Below are 21,111 nucleotides of genomic sequence, written 5' to 3' on the forward strand. Positions count from 1 at the left end.
TAACGCCAGTCCATACGGTCATAGGGAGAGACCGTTCCCCAGAACGTTTCATCCATGTAACGCCACTGCAATGCGCCGATGTTGCGCTGCGGCATGATGCCTGCAGCAGGGACAGCCGCGGTCTCGACCATGAAGGCTTCACGGGCACGCTGCTCGAACGCGGCGATATAGTCGGCGCGCCCCAGAGGCAGGGCCGTGATGGAGGTGATGTCCTCGGGCAGGGGCTCACGGTATTCCAGTACGATCTTGTCACTGTCGAAATTGAAGCGGTTGGCGAACATGCGCGCCAGCCAGCGACGGGGCGGCTGGCCGTCCTGCGCGAGGATGCGGGCCCCCTCGGGATCTTCCAGGGGCAGGAAGGCGTCACGCTTTTCGCTGGTGACATAGGTGCAGGCCTGGAAGCCCACGCCGCCGATGGTCTCCACCCCTTCGTTGATGCTGAACGGATGGCGCATGATGCCGTCCCAGTACCAGCCGTTGGGGACTTCGCCGTGAGCCACGATGGCCAGAGGCGACGCGCCGTCGCCCTTGCCGTAGACCGTGACCCAGCTGTCCACCAAAAGCCCTCCCATGGCGCCGGAACTGGTCAGGCGCGAGGCACCCGTCATGCTGCCCATCAGGGGCAGGTCACGGGCTTTGAGGGCAAGAGCGGGCTGGGAAGACGAAACATAGGTATCGCCCACCAGACCGCGCTGCTGCCCGGCCACACAGCCGGCCAGCATGATGACCAGACAAAGGATACTTGCCATTTTCATATTCATGATAGCCTCCTCCTGCCGCAAGGGCAGGCAAACCTGCGGGCATGCCCGCAGTCAAAAGCCGCCGGGCGTTCCGGCTACAGGCCTTTTTTCTTCAACTTTTCGATGAGGGTCGTCCGCTTGATGCCCAAAAGCTCCGCAGCCTGGTTCTTCACTCCGTCGGTCCGCTGCAGGGCCTCTTCGATCAGGTGCATCTCCACGGCATCCAGGAATTCTTTCAGTCCCATCCCCCGGGCCTCCAGAGTCTGGAGATCCGGCCAGACGAAACCAGAGGAAGGACTGGAGGCAGCCGCAGCGGGCTCCCCGTTCCCGGCACCGGAAAGGACGTCAGCCTCAGGGGCATATTCCTCCACTTCCGGCAACAAGGCAATATCCCCCACGCTCTGGAGCAGACGCGCCGGCAGATCCTCCGGGGCCACGACATGCCCGTCGACCAGCACGCTCAGGCGCTCCATGACGTTTTCCAGTTCGCGGACATTGCCAGGCCAGGCATAGGCCAGAAGGACGCGCTGCACGACGGGCGAAAGCTCCAGCGGGGGCCTTTCCTTCTTGCGGCAGAAGCGGCCCAGGAAATGCCGGGCCAGCAGCAGGACGTCCTGCCCCCGTTCGCGCAGGGGCGGCAGATGGATGGGGATGACGTTGAGGCGGTAATAAAGATCTTCGCGGAAGGTGCCCGCGGCCACGGCGGCTTCCAGATCCCGGTTGGTGGCCGCCACGATGCGCACGTCCACCTTGCGGCAGCCCGTGCCGCCCACGCGTTCTATTTCCTTTTCCTGCAGCACGCGCAGGATCTTGACCTGCAGGCCGGGCTCCATCTCGCCTATCTCGTCCAGGAAGATGGTGCCCCCGTCCGCCAGTTCGAAACGGCCGGGGCGGGAACGCAGGGCGTGCGTGAAGGCTCCCTTTTCATGGCCGAAAAGTTCGCTTTCCAGAAGATCACGGGGGATGGCGCCGCAGTTGACGGGCACGAAGGGTCTGTCAGCCCTGGGGCTGGCAGCATGCAGGGCCCGCACCAGCAATTCCTTGCCTGTTCCCGATTCCCCGGTTACAAGCACAGTGCTGTCCGTGGGCGCCACTTTGCCCAGGATCTTGAACACACCGGCCAGGCTGGCGCTTTGCCCGATGATTCCGTTGCTCTTGAGCTCCATGCATATTCTCCACGTTCATGGCCTTTACACTGTCAATACACTGACAGGCCATCAATTTCCAGTAAAAAAACAGGGATGCATCTTCCCTTCCGCGCGACCGTCATGAAAGATTCCTCCGCCGCTGCCCGGCCTTACCGTTGCCCCGATCTTCCTTCCGCTCCTGTGGATGCCGTCCGTGCGGAACTTGCCGGCGCCCTGGAACACGGCAATGCCGTCCTGAGCGCCCCTCCCGGCGCCGGGAAAAGCAGCCGCGTGCCCCTGTGGCTGCTGGAGGCCCCTTGGCTGGAGGGCAGGAAGATCCTGCTGCTGGAGCCGCGCCGGGTGGCTGCCCGGGCCCTGGCGCGTTACGCCGCCCGCCTGCTGGGCGAGGACGTGGGCCAGACCGTGGGCTACCGCATGCGGCAGGAAAGCGCCGTCTCGGCCCGGACCCGGCTGGAGATCATCACCGAAGGGGTGCTGACCCGCCGCCTCCTGGCCGATCCCGAGCTCTCCGGCGTGGGCTGCGTCATCTTCGACGAATTCCACGAGCGTTCCCTGCATGCCGACATGGGGCTGGCCCTCTGTCTGGAGAGCCGGGCCGTGCTCCGGCCCGACCTGCGCCTACTGGTCATGTCCGCCACGCTGGACAGCCACAAGGTGGCCGCCCTGCTGGAGGATGCGCCGGTCATCGCCTGCGAGGGCCGCCAGTTCCCCGTGGAGGAGCGCTATCTGCCGCTGCCGCCCGCCGCGGCCCACAGCGGCCCCCAGGCCCTGTGGCCGCACATGGCCGATGTCATCGCGGCCCTCATGCGTCAGGAATCCGGCAGCCTGCTGGCCTTCCTGCCCGGAACGGGCGAGATCCGCCGTGTGGCCGAGCTGCTGGAAGGACGCCTGCCCGCCGATACCCGCCTCTACCCTCTTTACGGGATGCTGAGTCCGCAGGAACAGGATGCGGCCATCGCCCCGGCGGCCGCAGGCGAGCGCAAGGTCGTCCTGGCCACGGCCATCGCCGAGACCTCCCTGACCATCGAAGGCATCCGTCTGGTGGTGGATGCGGGCCTTTCCCGCGAGAGCCGTTTCGATCCGGCCAGCGGTCTTTCCCGCCTGGAGACCGTGCGCGTCTCGCTGGCCGGGGCCCGGCAGCGGGCCGGTCGCGCCGGGCGTCTGGAGCCCGGCATCTGCTGCCGCCTGTGGCAGCAGGCCGAAGAGCACGGCTTCCGTCCCCAGCAGCGGCCGGAGATCCTGGATGCGGACCTTGCGCCGTTCTGCCTGCAACTGGCCGTCTGGGGCGCACGCAGGCCCGAAGACCTGCCCTGGCTGGACCTGCCTCCCAAGGCCCATCTGGCCGTGGCCCGGGAACAGCTGGCCGGGCTGGGAGCCATTGAGCCCGGCACGGAGGAACTGCTGCCCACGCCCCTGGGCCGGCAGCTGGTAAAACTGCCCCTGCCGCCCCGGCTGTCCTGTCTGCTGCTGCGTGCCCGGGAACACGGATACGGCGCTCTGGCCGCCTGTGTGGCTTCCCTGCTGGATGAGCGCGATCCTCTGCCGCTGGCGGACGCCTCGCTGGCGCTGCGCCTGGACCGCTTCTGCGCGCCCGGCGACGGCCACGGAGCTTTCCGCCGTCTGCGCCAGTGGGCGGAACGTATGGCACGACTGGCGGACATCCCCACCGGCAACGGTTCCGATGCCTCCGGGGCTTCCCTGCTGCGCACGGCACGGCAACAGCTGCCCCATCTGGGCGAGGTCGTTGCCCTGGCCTATCCCGAGCGGGTGGCCCTGCGCAGCGGCGAGAACAACGGCATGGCCCAGTACCTCATGCGCAACGGCAAGGCTGCCGTCCTGCCCCTGACGGACAGTCTGGCCCGGCAGGACATGCTGGCCGTGGCTGCCGTGGATGCAGGCACGCGCGGCCGCATCCGTCTGGCCGCAGCGCTGGAGCAGGACGTGCTGGAAAAACTTTTCCGGTCAGAGATCACCGAAAGCGAAGACCTGAACGTCAGCCCGGAAGGCCAGGTCAATGCCCGCCGCCGTCGCCGTCTGGGGGCCCTGCTGCTGGACGATGCCCCGCTGCCCCGTCCCGATGGCGACGCCTGCGCTCTGGCCCTGTGTGCCTTCATCCGCGACCAGGGGCTGCGTGTCCTGCCCTGGGACGAGCCCGCGCGCCAATGGCTGGCCCGTGTGCGCCTGCTGCGCCAGACATGGGGCAATCCCTGGCCCGACCTCTCCGATACCTGGCTGCTGGACGAGCTGGAAAACTGGCTGGCGCCCCATCTGGGCACCTGCACCGACCTGCGCCAGCTCTCCGCTGCCCGGCTGGCCGATGCCCTGCGCTGTCTGCTGCCCTACCCACTGCCGCGACGACTCGAACAGCTGGCCCCCGCACAATGGCAGGCCCCTTCCGGCAGATCGCATCCCATCGTGTATGATGCCGAAGGCGGCCCCTTCGTGGCCGCCAAGCTGCAGGAATTCTTCGGCTGCGAGGATACGCCCCATATCGCCGACGGGCGCGTGCCGCTGACCCTGCATCTGCTCTCGCCCGCCGGGCGCCCCCTGCAGATCACGCGTGACCTCGGCCACTTCTGGCGCAACGGCTACCCGCAGGTGCGTGCGGAGATGCGCGGCCGCTATCCGCGCCATCCCTGGCCCGATGACCCGCTGGCCGCCCAGGCCACGGCCCGCACCAACCGCCAGCTGGCCCGAGGCAAATAGGTCGTTTGTTTGGGGAGGGGGAACCCCTTTGGCTGGCGCACAAAGGGGTTCCCCCTCCCCAAGCCCCACCCCTTCCCCAAACGCGCGTTATTCAGGAAGATGGAGGCTGCGGATGCGCAACGGTCTCCCTTCGCTCACAGTCCCCCGGCACACCACAAAAACGACAATAAAAAAGCTAGGGCCGCAAGCCGCCTACGGTGCAAAAAAACGGCTGGTCGTATGGCCGCGAACACGCCTCCGCGCGTCCGGAAAAATATCTACTTGAAAACGCGTCCTGCCCCACTGCAGGGAAAAAACGAAGGCTCCGCCAAGAGTACGGCAAAAGGCAAAGAGCCCAGCTCATCGCCCTTCCCGGGCAACTTCCAGCTTTCCCCCGGCCATACTCCGGCTACACCGCCTCTGACGCAAACATCCTTTCAAAGGATCTCCCCGCGTCCATCTCCCCATACATCGGGGGACCGGCAGCAAAGGCTGCCCGCCGCATCACGCGTCACTGTCAAAAGACCATACGAGCGGTTTTTGGGGGATGGGGGAGTTTGAGGGGGAAGGGCCCTTTTTTCCGCCAGAAAAAGGGCCCTTCCCCCTCAAAACCATCTATCCACTCCCCCGACTCACCACAGTGAGCGTACGAAATCGCGTATGCGTTCTTCGCTGTAATAGTCCCTGCCGGGCTGGGCAAAGCCCACATGCCCGCCGTGCGAGGCCACTTCCAGATGCAGGGTCCTGCTTTTGGCCGCCATATCCACGGGATAGCAGGAAGGCGAGCAGAAGGGGTCGTCCTTGGCCAGCAGCATATAGAGCGGCACACGGATGGACGGCAGCCAGGGCAGCGAGCTGTTCTCGCGCCAGTAATCCTGGGCGCTGGCATAGCCGTAGAGGGGCGCGGTGAAGCGGCCGTCGAATTCCGCGAAGGTACGGAACTTCTCGATGCCCTCCACCGAAGGGTAATTGGGGAACCGGGCCGCTTTTTCACGAACCTTGGGACACATGGTCCGCAGGAAATAGCGCAAATAGATGCGGCAGCCGGGCCCGTCCATGACTTTGGCCGCGCCCACCAGATCGCAGGGCACGGAGACGACCGTCGCCGCACGCACCAGCGGCGAGACCTGCTCCCTGGCCAGATACATGCAGGTCTGGTTGCCGCCCATGCTGAACCCGGCCAGCAGGATGGGCAGATCCCACTGCTCGGCGTAACGCACTACCGTGGCCAGATCGACCGTCACGCCCATATGGTACAGGCGGTCGGTCCGGTTGGGCTCGCCGGAGCAGCCGCGCATGTTCCAGGCCAGCACCCGGAAACCTTCTTCCAGCAGCACGCGCGCTAGTCCCAGGATGTACCGGCGGCGGCTGTGGCCTTCCAGACCGTGCGACAGGATGGCCACCCCGCGTTCCGGCAGGCCCGGCGGGGGCGTGTAGACATCCACATCCAGAAAATCCCCGTCCGGCGTATCCAGACGTACCCTTCGGCAGCGGGCGGCCTGTGCCGCATCGGGAAAGTCCAGACGGCGGCATTTGGCGGACCAGATGGTGTTGACATGGGCATTGCGCAGCCAGAGCGGCGCGCGGTAGCGGCTGGGCAGTATTGGCATGACGGCAGGCCTCGTGTAAGAACGGTGGGATGCAAGCAAACTTTCATCCTAGACCTGTCAGAAAGGCCCTGTCAAACGCCGCTCCCCGGAAAACGGACGTCCTCATCCTGGGGGCAGGTGCGGCGGGCCTTATGTGCGCCCGCGAAGCCTCGGCCCACGGCCTGGACGTGGCCCTGCTGGAACGTGCCCCCTCCCCCGGCCGCAAGCTGTGCATCAGCGGCGGCGGCAAGGCCAACTTCACCAACCGCCGTCTGGCGGCCCATCACTATGCCTGCGCCGATCCTTCCTTCTGCGAGCCTGCACTGGATGCCTTCACCCCGCAGGACATGGAGCGCCTGGTGCATGGTTGGGGCCTGACCGTGGAAGAACGCGCCCACGGCCAGCTGTTCCTGACTGTCCCGGCCAAACGTTTGCTGGATGCCCTGGTGCAGGATTGCCGCCGTCAGGGCTGTGCCCTCCACTGCCAGACCGACGTGCATGACGTGGTGCCCCTGCCCGATGGTGCGGGCTTCGAGGTCGGCACCTCGCAGGGCCTCTGGCGCTGCCGCCGCCTGGTGCTGGCCCTGGGCAGTCCCGCCTGGCCGCAATGCGGAGCCACGGGCAGCGGGTTCCGGCTGGCCCAGGCACTGGGGCACCGCCTTGTGGAGCATGCTCCGGCGCTGGCCCCCTTCCGCATGGCCCCCGGCTGGCTGGACGACAATCTGGCGGGCATCAGCCTGCCGGTGCGCATCGGCCTGCCGCAGGCCGGACTTTCCCCTTCGCTGGCCGCGGATCCCGTCTGGCAGGACGACCTGCTCTTCACCCACGACGGCATCAGCGGCCCGGCCAGCCTCAAGGCCTCCCTGTTCTGGCGGCCGGGACAGGAGGTTGCCCTGGACTTTTTGCCCGGCAGCGATCTGGCCGCCCTGCTGGACGGCCCCGGCCAGGGCAAGCAGACCCCGCGCGGACTGCTGCGCCGCCTGCTGCCCCAGCGTCTGGTGGACGCCCTGCTGCCGCCGGAGACTGCGGGCCGAAAGATAGCCGAACTTTCCCGCGCCGCCCGGCAGCAGATCTGTGCCCGCATCCATGATTTCCGTACCGTCCCCGCCGGTCTGGCCGGGCTGAAAAAAGCCGAGGCCTGCCGCGGCGGTGTGGACACCCGGCAGGTGGATCCCTACAGCCTGCAAAGCACGGTGCGGGAAAACCTCTGGATCGTGGGCGAGTTGCTGGATGTCACCGGCCTGCTGGGCGGGTACAACCTGCACTGGGCCTGGGCCAGCGGCATGGCCGCCGGGCGGGCCCTGGCCCTGTTCGCGGGTAAGTAGGCATTTTTCTTTTTTATGGGGAAAGGGGCGCTTTGGAAAAAGCGCCCCTTTTTCTGCGCACCATGCCGTAAAACCTTTCTTTGGCGGGATGCGGCTCCTCATCGCCGACGAACGGCGATGGTGGAATGACAGCATCGTGCCGCATCCGGCCGGATCTGCCGGCATCGCCAAAAACAGGCAACTAATTGCAAAGATCGTTTCTTTCTTCCTTCGTGTGCTCTGCCTATACAGGGATCACAGCCAGATGCTGACGGAGGTACGTCATGAATACGATCACGAGAGAAAACCAGCTTGCCCGCCGCCGCTTCCTTGCCGGTGGCCTGGCCGCCGGAGCGGCCGCCCTTCTGTCCTCCTCCCTGCACGGCATGGCCCATGCCGCGGCACTGTCCTCCCCATCCGCCACAAAAAACAGGCAGCAGCCCCACTCCCTGCCGCAACGCCGTCTCGGCTCCTTGCAGGTCTCTGCCATCGGTCTCGGCTGTCTGCCCATGGTAGGTTACTATGGCGGCACCTATGCCAAAAAGGACATGATCGCCCTGATCCGGCGGGCATACGACAACGGCGTGACCTTTTTCGATACGGCCGAGGTCTACGGCCCCTACACCAGTGAGGAATGGGTCGGCGAAGCCCTGGCCCCGGTGCGCGACAAGGTCGTCATCGCCACCAAATTCGGCTTTGGCGTCGAAGAAGGCCGGCCCACGGCCCTCAACAGCCGTCCCGACCACATCCGGCGGGCCGTGGAAGGTTCCCTGCGGCGCCTGCGCACCGACCACATCGACCTGCTCTACCAGCATCGTGTGGATCCCAAGGTCCCCATGGAAGACGTGGCCGGAACGGTGAAAGACCTCATCCGGGAAGGCAAGGTCCTTCACTTCGGTCTGTCCGAGGCCAGCGCGGCCTCCATCCGGCGGGCCCATGCCGTCCAGCCCGTCAGCGCCGTGCAGAGCGAATACTCCCTTCTGTGGCGCGAACCGGAGACCAAGATCTTCCCCACCCTGCGGGAACTGGGCATCGGCCTTGTCCCTTACTGCCCTCTGGGACGGGGTTTCCTGACCGGCGCCATCGACGAGAACAGCCGCTTCACCACAGGGCGCCTGTCCACCCTGCCGCAGTTCACTCCGGAGGCCCTGAAGCACAACATGCCCCTGCCCCGCCTGATCCGTAGCTGGGCCGAGCGCAAGCATTGCACCATGTCCCAGTTCGCCATCGCCTGGCTCCTGGCCCAGGCCCCCTGGATCGCTCCCATCCCCGGCACGACCAATCCGGCCCATCTCGACGACTTTCTCGGCGGTGCCGCCGTGAGCCTGACGCCTGAGGAGCTGGAAGAATTCGAACGGGAATACGGCGGGATCACCCTCATGGGGCATCGTGCGGACGCCTTTACGGAAAGCCAGATCGACAAATAAGCCCGGAGGGATGTTCCCGTTGCGGCGGACCTGCATGGCAGAGCGGGAGGAACAATAAGCAAGCACACGGGGCAGGCAGGCATGCTCGTCCAGCGCGCGGAGCATTAGCACCGTGCGGGACGCCCTTCTGCCGCACGGCCCGCTGTCATCTGGCACCCAAACTGTCCGCCAACTGAACCGCCAGGAGCATGTTCTTTCCTGCTCCTGCTGTACGGCTTCCGCCACCGCTGAACCCATAACGCAAAAAGAGCCCCCGCATCAGGCAGGGGCTCTTTTTTATCGCATGTGTCGGGCAGACGGTTAGCCGCCCAGATAGGCTTCGCGCACGCTGGCGTCGGCCAGCAGATTGGCGGCCGTGTCCTCCATGGCCACGTTGCCCACTTCCAGCACATAGCCGCGCGAGGCCAGCTTGAGAGCCGCACGGGCGTTCTGCTCCACCAGGAGCACGGTGACGCCCTTCTGGTTGATGGCGCGCACGGTCTCGAAGATGGAACGCACCAAAAGCGGCGCCAGGCCCAGCGAGGGTTCGTCCAGCAGAAGCAGGCGCGGCTCGGCCATGAGGGCGCGACCGATGGCCAGCATCTGCTGCTCGCCGCCCGAAAGCGTGCCCGCCAGCTGCTGCTTGCGCTCGAACAGGCGCGGGAACAGTTCGAAGATCCACTCCAGGGTCCGCTCGCTGCGTTCCTTGTCGCGGATGCAGAAGGCCCCCAGGCGCAGGTTCTCCAGCACGCTCATGGTGCCGAAGACCCGGCGGCCTTCGGGCGACTGGGCGATGCCCAGGTTCACCACTTCGTGGCTGGGGTATTTGAGCAGGGGCTTGCCGTCAAAGATGATCTCCCCTTCGCAGGGCCGCACAAGACCGCTGATGGACAGCAGGGTCGTGCTCTTACCCGCGCCGTTGGCGCCCAGGATGGTCACGATCTCCCCTTCGTCCACGTGCAGGTCGATACCGTGCAGCACTTCCACGCTGCCGTAACGGACATGTATGTTGGATAGCGTCAGCAGTGCCATATTACCACGTCTCGGAATCGTCGGAACCCAGATAGGCCTCGATGACCGCAGGATGGTTGCGGACATGGTCGGGCGTGCCCTGGGCGATGAGGGTGCCGTTTTCCAGCACCACAAGGTGTTCACAGATCTGCATGACCAGGCGCATGTCGTGCTCGATGAGCAGCACGGTGATGCCACGGTCACGGATGGCCGCGATGGTATCCACCAGGGCCACGGTCTCCTGGTCGTTCATGCCGCCCGCGGGCTCGTCCAGGATCAGCAGCCGGGGGTCGGAGGCCAGGGCGCGGGCGATCTCCAACAGGCGCTGGTTGCCGTAGGAAAGACTGCTGGCGGCCTCGGCGTAATGATCGGCCAGGCCCACGAACTCCAGTTCTTCCATGCAGCGTTCCACAGCGGCCTTTTCCTCGCGGCGCTGCCAGGGCGTGTGCAGCATGGAGGACAAAAAGCCGGATTTCAGGCGGCAGTGACGGCCCGCCAGCACGTTCTCCAGCGCGGGCAGCTTGCCGAACAGACGGATGCTCTGGAAGGTGCGGGCAATGCCCATCTCCACGATATTGTGCGGGCGCTTGCCGGTGATGTCCTGGCCGCCGAAGGTGATGCGGCCGTGTTCGGGCTTGTAGTTGCCCGTGATGCAGTTGAAGACCGTGGTCTTGCCCGCCCCGTTGGGACCGATGAGGCCCACCACGCTGCCCTGCTCCACCGAGAAGGACAGCTCGTTGATGGCGATCAGGCCACCGAAGATCTTGCTGATCTCATGCAGTTGCAGCAGGCTCATGCGCGGCCTCCTTCCTTCTCGGCAGTGCGGGCATCGTCCGCCAGGCGGACCGCGTTGCCGTCAGCGGCGGCACAGGCACGGGCCTTGATGGCCTCCAGCAACGCCGCCACGCCGTAACGGCGGCTCTTGGGCGGCATGAGGCCCTGGGGACGCCAGATCATCATCAGCATCATGGCCAGACCGAAGATGAGCATGCGCGCACCGGAGAACTCGCGCAGCAACTCGGGCAGGCCGATGAATAGGAAGGCGCTCACCAGCACGCCCAGCTGGCTGCCGCCCGAGAGGATGACCACGGCGAAGATGATGACGGATTCCATGAAGTTGAAGGATTCCGGCGCGATGGTGGTCATCTTGGCGGCATAGAGGGTGCCGGCCATACCGGCCCAGAACGCGCCCAGCACGAAGGCCATGAGCTTGTAGTGGGTCACGTTGATGCCGCAGCCTTCGGCGGCCACGTCATCTTCCTTGATGCAGTTGAGGGCGCGGCCGATGCGCGAACGCCACAGGCCGTAGAACAGCAGCAGGCTGACGCCCACCATGCCCCAGACCAGATAATAGAAATGCAGGGGCTTGAAGATGCGGAAACCGAAGAACACGGGACGGCTGATGCCGAAGATGCCGTTGGAACCGCCGGTCAGACCGCCCACGTCGTTGATGAGCGCGATGCGCACGATCTCCACGATACCGATGGTCACGATGAGCAGATAGTCACCACGCAGGTGGATGATGGGCCGCGCCACCACAAGGGCGAACAGGGCCGCCGCACAGCCTGCCACCGGCATGGTCAGGAAGATGGGCCAGTGGTACATGGTGTTCAGGATGGCCGTGCTGTACGCCCCTACGGCAAAGAAGGCGGCATGCCCCATATGGAAGATGCCGGCCTGTCCCAGGATGACGTTGAGCGAAAGGGCCAGCAGGGCATACAGGCCGATGCTGACGCACACGTCCGTCCAGTAGGGATTGGTGAACAGCGGCAGGACCAGCAGGGCCGCCGCCAGCGCGACGATGACGATGGTGCGGTTCATAGCTTGTCGGCCGTCCTTTCGCCCAGGATGCCCGTGGGACGGATGATCAGGATGAGGATCAGCACCGTGAAGGCGATGGCATCCTTCCAGGCGATGGCGATGTAGCCGGCGGCCAGGGCTTCGATGACGCCCAGCAGCAGGCCGCCGATCATGGCGCCGGGGATGTTGCCGATACCGCCCAGGATGGCGGCGGTGAAGGCCTTGAGGCCGTAGGACCAGCCCATGGTGAAGTCGATCTGGCCGTAGTAGATGCCCACCATGAGGCCGGCTGCGCCGCCCAGGCCGGGACCGATGAAGAAGACCAGGGAGATGATGCGGTCCACGTTGATGCCCATGAGGCGGGCAGCGCCCTGGTCGATGGCCACGGCACGCACGGCCGCGCCGATACGGGTGCGCTGGATGAAGGCCCACAGGGCCAGCATCAGGATAACGCTGGCCGCGATGACCATCAGGCGCACGCCGGGGACGGCGATGCCGAAGAGGTCAACGGTGAAGTCCGGTCGCAGCCAGTCGGGATAAACGTAGAAGCGCGCGCCGTAGACCAGCATGACGGCGTTCTGGAAAAAGATGGAAGCGCCCAGGGCGGACACCACGGCCGAAAGGCGCCCGGCCTTGCGCAGGGGGCGATAGGCGGCGCGCTCCAGCAGGCAGCCGATGATGGCCACCATGATGCCCACCATGATGAAGACCGCCAGCACGGCCACCACCGGCGGCAGCACGCCCGCCAGGTTGCAGCTCACCAGCAGGGTCAGGCCCAGATAGGCGCCGATGGTGAACAGGTCGCCATGCGCGAAGTTGATGAGCTTGAGCACGCCATAGACCATGGTGTAGCCCAGGGCCACCAGCGCGTAGATGCCGCCCACGGCAAGGCCGTTCAAAAGTTGTTGAAAAAACTGTTCCATGTCTCGGTCATGCGCCCCACGGCGCAGTTTGCGGGGCGGCGTTCACTGCCCGCCGCCCCGCTTCGGATGACTTTTCTATCGAGCCTGGAGCTCGAACTTGCCTGCGTTGTTCACCTTGTAGATGCGGTAGAAATCACCCACACGGTCGCCCTTTTCGTCAAAGCCCATCTTGCCGGACAGGGTGGGCAGTTCCTTGAGCTGCTTGAGCCATTCGGCAATCTTTTCGGGATCGTCGTTGCCCTTGGCGATGGCGGCCTCGAGCACCTTGTAGGCGTCACCGGCCAGCACGGCCCACACGGAGACGGGCACGGTCTTGTAACGGTCCTTGAAGGCCTTCAGGAAATTCTTGGCTTCGTCGGTATCCATGTCCTGGGGCAGCGGCGGGCTCACGAAGAAGTAACCGGCAGCGGCTTCGGGACCGGCGATCTTGACCAGGTCCTGATGGTTGGCGGCGTCACCGCCCATCATGGGCACATCCCAGCCCATTTCCTTCTTCTGGCGCAGCAGCATGCCCGTTTCGGGGTAGTAGCCGGTGAAGAAGATCAGGTCGGGGTTGGCGGCCTTCAGCTTGGTCAGGATGGCGGTGTAGTCACGTTCGCCGGGGGTCAGGGCATCGTAGAAGATGATCTTCACACCGGCTTTTTCCAGAGCCGCCTGGCTTTCTTCGGCCAGGCCCTTGGCATAGGAGGAGTTGTCGTGCAGCAGGGCCACCTTCTTGTAACCGGCCTTGATGATGGCGGCGGCAGCGGCCTTGCCCTGGGCGTCGTCACGCGGACAGGTGCGGAAGAAGAGCGGCAGGCCCTTTTCGGTCAGGCGCACGCTGGTGGAGCCGGTACCGATCTGCACCAGCTCGGATTCGGCCAGGATGTTCTGGGTGGCTTCGGTCACGGCGGAGCCGTAGGTGCCGATGACGGCCACCACACCGGCGGAAGCCAGCTTCTGGGCCGCCAGGGCAGCGGTGCGCGGGTCACCGGCGTCGTCTTCCACCACCAGTTCCACCTTGCTGCCGTTGATGCCGCCCTTGGCATTGGTTTCATCCACGAGCAGGCTCACGATATTTTTCATGTCCTGCCCTTCGGAGGCCCATTTGCCCGTCAACGGACACATCAGACCGATCTTGATGTCGCCCGCCAGAACCAGCGAAGGCACAAGCAAGGCTACCACTCCCAGCAAAAGCCCGAGCTTTTTCATAAGGTACTCTCCCAAAGGTACGAGTTGTTGCAAGCGGACAGCATATCCCAAAACGTACAAAAGAAAAAGCCCTTTCCTCTTTCCCCGTCCGGGGCGGAAAGGGCCTTCCACGACAGTTGCAACGATGGAAAAAAAAGGACTTTTTTGCCCCTCCCGGCATCAGGGATGCGGGGGACGGGCGGAAAAACATCTGTTTATTGTGCGGCCACCGTGGCCATGGCCACCAGGGTATCCGTGGTGATGCTGTCGAAACGGTGCAGGGCCACCGTGGTGTCCGCACCGGCCTTGATGGCCATCTCAAGCTCCAGCGCGACCGCCGCCAGCGCCTTGCCGCCCAGTTCGGCGGCAGCTTCACGCGTGGCATGGACCATGGCGCGGGCTTCTTCCTGCTGACCGTTCTTCAGCGCTACCGAGACCCTGACGGGGGTGTCCCGTTCCGTCTCGATGAAGTTTCGCAGCAGCTTCACATAGAGCCCGCGCGTGGTATCCACGCGCGCCATGGCTTCCTTCCAGTCAAGGATTGCTTCGCTCATAACCTTTCCCGTTATTGCTCGTTCTGATGATTCGGTGAATATGAAGGACAACTGTCGTGGAAGGCCGGAGACATACCGGCCGAAATAGCATGGGATCAGATGGAGAGGCTTTCAGGCAGCACACTGAAAACGGCCCTGCTCCCGGGTTCGAGACGCCCGTATCCGGCAAGGCCCAGTGCGGCGGCCCCGTTCACAGTGAGGCACCGTATCAGGGCCTGCGGGGCAACGTCCAGCCTTTCGCGCAAAAAAACAGCTTCCTGACGCACATCCAGATCCGTGTTGGAGCTGAGGCCGTCCGTGCCCAGACAGCACAGCAGGCCGGACTCCAGCAGCGCGGCCACGGGCGCCGTGCCCACGGCCAGATATTCGTTGGAACGGGGGCACAGGCACAGGGCGCTGCCGCTGGCGGCCAGGGCCGTCACTTCGGCGGGCTCCAGCTGCACGCCGTGCACGGCCAGCGTGCCCGGGCCCAGCAGATCGAGACGCCGGGCATAGGCCACAGGCCGCAGATGCGGCACGGCCCACTCTTCCGGCAGCACCATGCCCCGGTAGCAGTCCCACAGGGGGCCCTCGCCGTCAAGCAGCAGGCGCGTCTCGTCCTCGGATTCCGCCAGATGCAGGGCGAAGGGACGCCCCTTCAGCCGACACCACTGCCGCGCATCCTGCAACACGCGGGCATCCGTGGAATACAGGGCGTGCCCGGCCGGAGCACAGCGCCCGGCCACTTCCGGCCGGCCTTCCAGCAGGGCACGGCAGCGCGGCGGCCAGGGACGCCCGTCGTCGATGAAGGGGGCCTGGCCGCCGAACCATTCGCAAAAATGGGTCACGCCCATGCCTTCCGCCCGCACGGCGGCATCCACCGCCAGCAGGCCGTCCCCGGCATAATCGCCCACATGGGCCGTGCCCGCCGCGGCCATGTCCCGGCAGGCCCCGATCAGGGCCGTGCCGTCATGCTCTTCGCGCAACAGGGCGATGAGGCTGCGCAGCCAGGCCGTGAAGCCCGCGCCGAACAACGTCCGGCCCGCCGTATGCGACAATTGCAGATGGCAGTGGGCATTGATGCTGCCGGGCATCAGGGTCACGTCGCCCATGTCCGTCACCGGGGTCCCGACAGGCACGCGCACGCTCTTCCAGGGCAGCACGTCCAGGACGCGGCCGCCGCGTACCAGCAGCGCCGCATTGTCCAGGCCCTTGAGGGGACGGAAAAGGTCGCGGCCCGTGGCGGGGCGCTCCCCGAGCATATCCAGGATGGTCCGGGCGCGGATGATGCGGAGCCGGTCGTCATGTTCTTGCAGCATAGGGCATCAATTCCGGCGCGAGAATTGTCCGCCGGACACGTAAAAGGTGTTTTCCACCACGAACAGGGCCTTGGGGTCCACCATGAAGACCAGGTTCTCCAGACGCTTGAGGGCCACGTTGTTGGTGACGGTGAGCAGGATCTCCCTGTCGCCGCCGGAATAGGCGCCCTTGCCCCGGATCAGGGTCACGCCGAAGCGCTCGCTGGCCAGGATGGCCTCGCTGACCTCCTCGCCCTTCTTGGAAATGATCATCACCAGCTTGCGGTGGTTGAACAGGCCCACCACATACTCCAGCGTATTGGCCGAGATGAACATCATGATGGTGGACGCGATGATGATGTCCAGCGACAGGCTGAACGCGCCCACCAGGAAGATGCAGATGTTGACCGCAAAGCTGAACTGCCCGATGGGGATGTTCCAGCGCTGTTTCAAGGCCACGGCGATGATGTCCGTACCGCCGCCGCTGCCGAGGGTGCGCAGCATCATGCCCACGCCGGTGCCGTGCAGCACCCCGGCCACCACGGCGGCGTAGACCTCGTTGTTGATGGGGATCTGGAAGTCCACGAACATGCCGAAGATGGTGGTGCAGATGGTGCCGTAGGCCGTATAGAGCAAGAAGCGGCGCCCCACGAAGAACCAGCCCCAGACCCAGATGGGGATGGAGAGCACCAGATACCAGATCAGGGGCGTCAGCAGGCCGGTATTGTAGAACACCAGCAGGGCCATGCCCAGGACACCGCCCGCCAGCATGGCGTGCGAAGCCACGACGCTCTTGACGCATACGGTGACGAAAAAGGCGCCGATGGTCAGCCAGAGCAGGTTCCACCAGACGGACTCAGCGAGCCTGTTATTGTATGTTTTCAGCTTCATGGGTCTCCCGATTCGAAATGGTTACGGTGGAAGGCCGCGTGCCAGCCTTGAAACAGGGCCGGACAGGCCCGTTCCGTCCAAGGCCGCCGCGCTCCGCAAAAGAGCACGACGGCCTCGGCAGGGACGCGAGGCCCCGAAACGGTGACGGTCCCGGTCCGCCCGGGGATGATCCTAGAACAGGCCCACCAGCATGCGCAGGGCCACGATGATGAGGAAGACGGCAAAGCCCTTCTTGAGCTTGGCCGTGGGCAGGGAGTGGGAAAGCCTGGCGCCGATGGGGGCCGTCATGAAGCTGGCGGCAGCGATGCCGAAAAAGGCCATCAGGTTCACGAAGCCCACACAGCCGGCGGGCAGGCCGGGGGCATTCCAGCCGCCCACGATATAGCCCAGCGTACCGGCCACGGCGATGGGGAAGCCGATGGCGGCCGAGGTGCCCACGGCGTGATGCAGGGGCACGTTGCAGAAGCTCATGAACGGCACGGAGAGCGTCCCGCCGCCGATGCCCACGAAACTGGAGATGAGGCCGATGACGCCGCCCACACCGGCGGTGCCCAGGGCGCCGGGCATCTCACGACTGGCCGGGGGACGGTAGTTGGACAGCATCTGCAGGGACACGAAGCCCAGGAAGCAGATGAAGAAGACCTTCAGGAACAGGGTCGGCATGTGGGTGGCCACCAGACCGCCCAGGAAGGTGCCCAGCAGGATGCCGGGCGTGATGTTGCGGAAGATGTCCCAGTGGACGGCACCGCGTTTGTGATGGGCCCGGCTGCTGGAGATGGACGTGATCATGATGCTGGCCAGCGAGGTGCCCAGGGCTATCTGCTGCACATATTCGGCCGGGATGCCCTGACTGGGAAAGACCGCCACCATCATGGGCACGATGACGATACCGCCGCCCACGCCCAGCAGACCGGCAAGCACACCGGCCACGGCGCCGCAGCACAAATAGACAAGGATTGAAACGAGCATGACGACCTTCCTCCATGGCAGCGCAGGTCGTGCCCGGAGGCGCGATCGCGGTACGAAACGGCAGAAAAAACAAAAAGGCGTGGGGCCACGGGCCCCGTCACGCCCCCGGGACAGGCACCGGACACCTGCCGCTGGTCCGGCGCAATACCTCAAGAAAGTAGACAAAGCCCCCCAAAGCGTCAACTGACTTTTTGCTTTACAAAGCGCCCGGCAGCGTCTAGGTTTGCCCCCATGAAATGTCTGGCAACGTACCGCGGTGATCTGCGCCCTGTGAACGCCGTTCGCAGGGGTTCTGCCCGGTTTTTCTTTTGTCCCGCCGTTGAGCGGGCTTTTTTTTAATCCTGCAACCCCACGACGCCATGACTACAGATACTACGTACCGCTGGCCGCACAAAGACCTGCTGGATGTCACCCAGCTCGACGCACAGGACGTGCGTCACCTGCTGAACGTGGCCGCCAGTTTCCAGGAAATCAACCTGAGACCCGTCAAAAAGGTGCCTACCCTCAAGGGCAAGACCGTGGTGCTCTTCTTCGTGGAGAACAGCACCCGCACCAAGACGTCTTTCGATGTGGCCGGCAAGCGCCTTTCCGCCGACACCTACTCCCTGGCCAAGTCCGGTTCCAGCCTCAACAAGGGCGAGAGCCTCAAGGACACGGCCCTGACCCTGCAGGCCATGGGGCCTGACGTCATCGTCATCCGTCATCCCAGCAGCGGCGCGGCCCAGTTCCTGGCCGAGCGTGTCTCCTGCGGCATCGTCAACGGCGGTGACGGCTGGCATGCCCATCCCACCCAGGCCCTGCTGGACAGCTTCGCCCTGCGGCAGGTCTGGGGCGATGCCTTTGCCGGCAAGCAGGTGCTCATCCTGGGCGACATCGCCCACAGCCGCGTGGCCCGCTCCAACGTGCACCTGCTCACCATGCTGGGCGCCAAGGTGCGCCTGTGTGCGCCGCGCACCCTGCTGCCCGCCGGTGTGGAATCCTGGCCCGTGGACGTGTACGGCGACCTCAACCAGGCCGTGCGCGACACCGACGCCGTCATGTGCCTGCGCCTGCAGCTGGAACGCCAGCAGGCAGGCCTGCTGCCCGACCTGGCCGAATATTCCCGCCGCTTCTGCCTGACCGAACGTCATCTGGAACTCACCCACCCCGGCGTGAAGGTCCTGCATCCCGGCCCCATGAACCGCGGGCTGGAGATTTCCAACGACGTGGCCGACGACCCGCGCAGCCTGGTCCTCGATCAGGTGGCGTCCGGTGTGGCCACCCGCATGGCCGTCCTCTACCTGCTGGCCACCCGTAACGATGGAGGTTGCTAAATGACCCTGTGCATCAAGAACGCCCGTCACCTGGACGCCCCCGTTGACCTGCTGGTGCGGGACGGCAAGATCGTGACCATGACCCCCGCCGGCCATCACGCCGCGCCCGAAGGCAGCCAGATCGTGGACGCCCGCGGCCTGATCCTCATGCCCAGCATGGTGGACGCCCACGTCCACCTGCGCGAGCCCGGCTTCGAATACAAGGAAGACATCAACACCGGCCTGGAGGCCGCCGCCCGCGGCGGTTTCGGTTCGGTCATGTGCATGGCCAACACCAAGCCCGTCAACGACAACGCCAGCGTCACCCGTTTCATGCTGGACCGCGCCGCCCAGACCCATCCCCACGGTCCGCGCCTCTGCCCCATCGCCGCCGCCACCGTGGGCCTGGCCGGTGAAGAGATGGCCCCCCTGCAGGAGCTCAAGGACGCCGGTTGCGTGGCCATCTCCAACGACGGCCGTCCCATGCCCGGCACCGAACTGCTGCGCCGCGTCATGGAATACGGCGCCGACCTGGGCCTGACCTTCATCGATCACTGCGAGGACAGCACCCTGGCCCGCGGCTGGGTCATGAACGAAGGTCCCCTCAGCGGCAGCCTGGGCGTCAAGGGCCAGCCCCCGGTGGGCGAGGCCGTGCAGGCCGCCCGCGACATCATGCTGGCCGAATATCTGAACCTGCCCGTGCACATCGCCCACGTCTCCAGCGCCCTGACCGTGGACATCATCGCCTGGGGCAAGGCCCGCGGCGTCAAGGTCACGGCCGAGACCTGCCCCCACTACCTGACGCTGGATGAATCCGCGCTGGACGGCTACAACACCAACGCCAAGGTCAGCCCGCCGCTGCGCCGCCCCGAAGACCGCGAGGCCCTGCGCCGGGCCATCAAGGACGGCACCATCGACATCCTGGCCACCGACCACGCCCCCCACGCCGCCCATGAAAAGGAGCGTACCCTGGACGAGGCCCCCTGCGGCTTCACCGGCATGGATCTGGCCCTGACCCTGACCTGGCAGCTGGTGCGCGAGGGCGTCATCAGCGAGGCCGACCTGCACCGCCTCTGGAGCGTGCGCCCGGCCGAGATCTTCAATCTGCCCCTCAACCGTTTCGAGCCCGGTGATCCGGCCGACTTCTTCCTCTTCGATCCCGAAGAAAAGTGGACCGTCAGCCGCGAGACCCTGTACTCCAAGAGCTACAACACCCCCTTCCTGGGCCGGGAGATGCAGGGCCGCGTCCGCCATCACTGGCTGGGCGGCGTGCAGCTGTTCTAAAAAACTGGGAAAAGCCCTTGTAACTTTGTGCCATGCCCGAACGGTGTCCGTGCCGACGGGCATGGCACTTTTTTTCGGATCGGAGGAAGGGCTCCCCGTAGCGCTGCTGTCGATGCCCGCAGGTGCCCTGTCGCAACGGTCACGGCCTGCGCCTGCTTTCGGGCAGCACGAGGCGTGGCCCATCCCCTCCCCAATGACGCACAGGACTGTCCCCTGCTCAGGACTCAGGACAGGACGAAACTAATCCCCCAAACGTCGGTTATCGTATGTCTCCTGTTCCCGGGCTTATCATGAGCGAAGATATCCCTGGAGCTTGTGCGTGTATCGTTCCCACCTATGCCATGAAAGCAGCCGGCAAGCGTTTTAAAGACCATCGTAAATACATATCGTGAACGTATATCTCCTTAAAAAATCACAATGAAGAATAAATTAGCATCCATAAATATTTTTTCATGGGAATTTATATGGCTGCTGTTTTGTGGCTTCATGACCATAGTATGGATGAGTGAAGTCTGGAACGTCAAAACCGCACCGGAGAAATACGCTTGCTTGTGGGGCGGTGAAGGGCCCGTGGCTCGACTGTGGTACTATGCCTCGGAAAGTCTTTACTTGCTTCACCTTGCCTGTCTGATCGTTTGGTTTTTGTCTGGAATATGGCTTTGTGTGTGCCGATGGTCTCTCAAACGTGCATTGCTGCTTGCGCATGTTTGTCTGAGCATGTTGTGGCTCACGGCTGCTCTTATAACAAACTGCTGACGCTGCCGACCGGGCTTGCCAAAGAATGTTGCTCCTGACCTTGCTCACCTCTCTTTTATCCTGCGCCCTTTGCCCGGACATATGGGGATACCCTTATTGATGCCATGCCAATGGCCTGTCTGATGGGCCTGCGATTCCCTTTTCAGGAACAAGTCGCAGGGAAACAAAAACTTCCATGCAATACAAATGATGCGGAAAGGCACCTTTGAGATGCAAAGGTGCCTTTCTTATGCCCGCCAATGCCTGCATCGCCAAAACCTGATGGACGAGGCACGCCTACATTCCTGAGGCGAAAAGTCTCTTGGGTAAAGC

The 21,111-nt window shown here is 64.7% G+C and carries 17 protein-coding genes; 5 read left to right on the plus strand and 12 right to left on the minus strand.

The genetic code is table 11. From position 1 onward, the window contains the following. The coding region (locus tag ACQRAG_RS08270) for a DUF4851 domain-containing protein (RefSeq protein WP_204674342.1) at positions 1-761 on the minus strand (761 nt) is incomplete at its 3' end. A 74-nt stretch (positions 762-835) separates the two neighbouring features. Next, positions 836-1,906 (minus strand): sigma-54 interaction domain-containing protein, encoded by a 1,071-nt coding sequence (locus ACQRAG_RS08275; protein WP_168934586.1) that lies wholly within the window; start codon positions 1,904-1,906, stop codon positions 836-838. A 102-nt stretch (positions 1,907-2,008) separates the two neighbouring features. Here ACQRAG_RS08275 and hrpB point away from each other — a divergent pair, with 102 nt between their 5' ends. Further along, positions 2,009-4,594 carry an ATP-dependent helicase HrpB gene (hrpB, locus tag ACQRAG_RS08280; RefSeq protein ID WP_427803603.1) on the plus strand — a complete coding sequence of 862 codons (2,586 nt, stop codon included), beginning with the start codon at positions 2,009-2,011 and terminating at the stop codon, positions 4,592-4,594. Between the two features lie 611 nt (positions 4,595-5,205). Here hrpB and ACQRAG_RS08285 read toward each other — a convergent pair. After that, positions 5,206-6,183 (minus strand): YheT family hydrolase, encoded by a 978-nt coding sequence (locus ACQRAG_RS08285; protein ID WP_304045818.1) that lies wholly within the window; start codon positions 6,181-6,183, stop codon positions 5,206-5,208. 29 nt (positions 6,184-6,212) lie between these two features. Between ACQRAG_RS08285 and ACQRAG_RS08290 the strand changes: the two genes are divergently transcribed. After that, complete coding sequence (locus ACQRAG_RS08290; RefSeq protein WP_427803604.1) at positions 6,213-7,487, plus strand: NAD(P)/FAD-dependent oxidoreductase; 1,275 nt, start codon at positions 6,213-6,215, stop codon at positions 7,485-7,487. Between the two features lie 263 nt (positions 7,488-7,750). Continuing rightward, positions 7,751-8,893, plus strand: coding sequence for an aldo/keto reductase (locus ACQRAG_RS08295; protein WP_427803605.1), 1,143 nt, complete (start codon positions 7,751-7,753; stop codon positions 8,891-8,893). Positions 8,894-9,193: 300 nt separating this feature from the next. Here the strand turns inward: ACQRAG_RS08295 and ACQRAG_RS08300 are convergent, their stop codons facing one another. The 9 genes from ACQRAG_RS08300 to ACQRAG_RS08340 all read right to left on the minus strand — a co-directional run bounded on the left by ACQRAG_RS08300 (position 9,194) and on the right by ACQRAG_RS08340 (position 17,467). Beyond that, positions 9,194-9,904: an ABC transporter ATP-binding protein gene (locus ACQRAG_RS08300; protein WP_168934590.1), complete on the minus strand. Its 711-nt coding sequence runs from the start codon at positions 9,902-9,904 to the stop codon at positions 9,194-9,196. A 1-nt stretch (position 9,905) separates the two neighbouring features. Then, positions 9,906-10,679 carry an ABC transporter ATP-binding protein gene (locus ACQRAG_RS08305; RefSeq protein ID WP_168934591.1) on the minus strand — a complete coding sequence of 258 codons (774 nt, stop codon included), beginning with the start codon at positions 10,677-10,679 and terminating at the stop codon, positions 9,906-9,908. Then, positions 10,676-11,704 (minus strand): branched-chain amino acid ABC transporter permease, encoded by a 1,029-nt coding sequence (locus ACQRAG_RS08310; RefSeq protein WP_204626294.1) that lies wholly within the window; start codon positions 11,702-11,704, stop codon positions 10,676-10,678. The genes ACQRAG_RS08305 and ACQRAG_RS08310 overlap by 4 nt, the downstream gene beginning before the upstream one ends. Then, the gene (locus tag ACQRAG_RS08315; RefSeq protein ID WP_006003995.1) at positions 11,701-12,606 is read right to left on the minus strand and encodes a branched-chain amino acid ABC transporter permease; all 906 of its coding nucleotides are present in this window, start codon (positions 12,604-12,606) and stop codon (positions 11,701-11,703) included. Before ACQRAG_RS08315 ends, ACQRAG_RS08310 begins: the two co-directional genes overlap by 4 nt. Before the next feature lie 75 nt (positions 12,607-12,681). After that, complete coding sequence (locus tag ACQRAG_RS08320; protein WP_006003993.1) at positions 12,682-13,797, minus strand: branched-chain amino acid ABC transporter substrate-binding protein; 1,116 nt, start codon at positions 13,795-13,797, stop codon at positions 12,682-12,684. Positions 13,798-13,991: 194 nt separating this feature from the next. Continuing rightward, positions 13,992-14,330 carry a histidine kinase gene (locus ACQRAG_RS08325; protein WP_168934594.1) on the minus strand — a complete coding sequence of 113 codons (339 nt, stop codon included), beginning with the start codon at positions 14,328-14,330 and terminating at the stop codon, positions 13,992-13,994. A gap of 95 nt (positions 14,331-14,425) precedes the next feature. Next, positions 14,426-15,628: an amidohydrolase family protein gene (locus ACQRAG_RS08330; protein ID WP_427803606.1), complete on the minus strand. Its 1,203-nt coding sequence runs from the start codon at positions 15,626-15,628 to the stop codon at positions 14,426-14,428. Positions 15,629-15,634: 6 nt separating this feature from the next. Beyond that, positions 15,635-16,498, minus strand: a complete 864-nt coding sequence (locus ACQRAG_RS08335; protein ID WP_427803607.1) for a YitT family protein — start codon at positions 16,496-16,498, stop codon at positions 15,635-15,637. A gap of 171 nt (positions 16,499-16,669) precedes the next feature. After that, a complete protein-coding gene (locus ACQRAG_RS08340; protein WP_168934597.1) occupies positions 16,670-17,467 on the minus strand; it encodes a sulfite exporter TauE/SafE family protein in 798 nt (265 codons plus the stop codon). A 359-nt stretch (positions 17,468-17,826) separates the two neighbouring features. On the opposite strand from ACQRAG_RS08340, the gene ACQRAG_RS08345 reads away from it, so the two are divergent. After that, on the plus strand, positions 17,827-18,780 hold the full coding sequence (locus ACQRAG_RS08345; protein ID WP_006003985.1) for an aspartate carbamoyltransferase catalytic subunit: 954 nt from the start codon (positions 17,827-17,829) through the stop codon (positions 18,778-18,780). Beyond that, positions 18,781-20,043, plus strand: coding sequence for a dihydroorotase (locus ACQRAG_RS08350; RefSeq protein ID WP_168934598.1), 1,263 nt, complete (start codon positions 18,781-18,783; stop codon positions 20,041-20,043). Positions 20,044-21,111 lie beyond the last annotated feature (1,068 nt).

It is taken from the genome of Desulfovibrio sp. SGI.230 (assembly GCF_050313065.1).
Taxonomy (GTDB): domain Bacteria; phylum Desulfobacterota; class Desulfovibrionia; order Desulfovibrionales; family Desulfovibrionaceae; genus Desulfovibrio.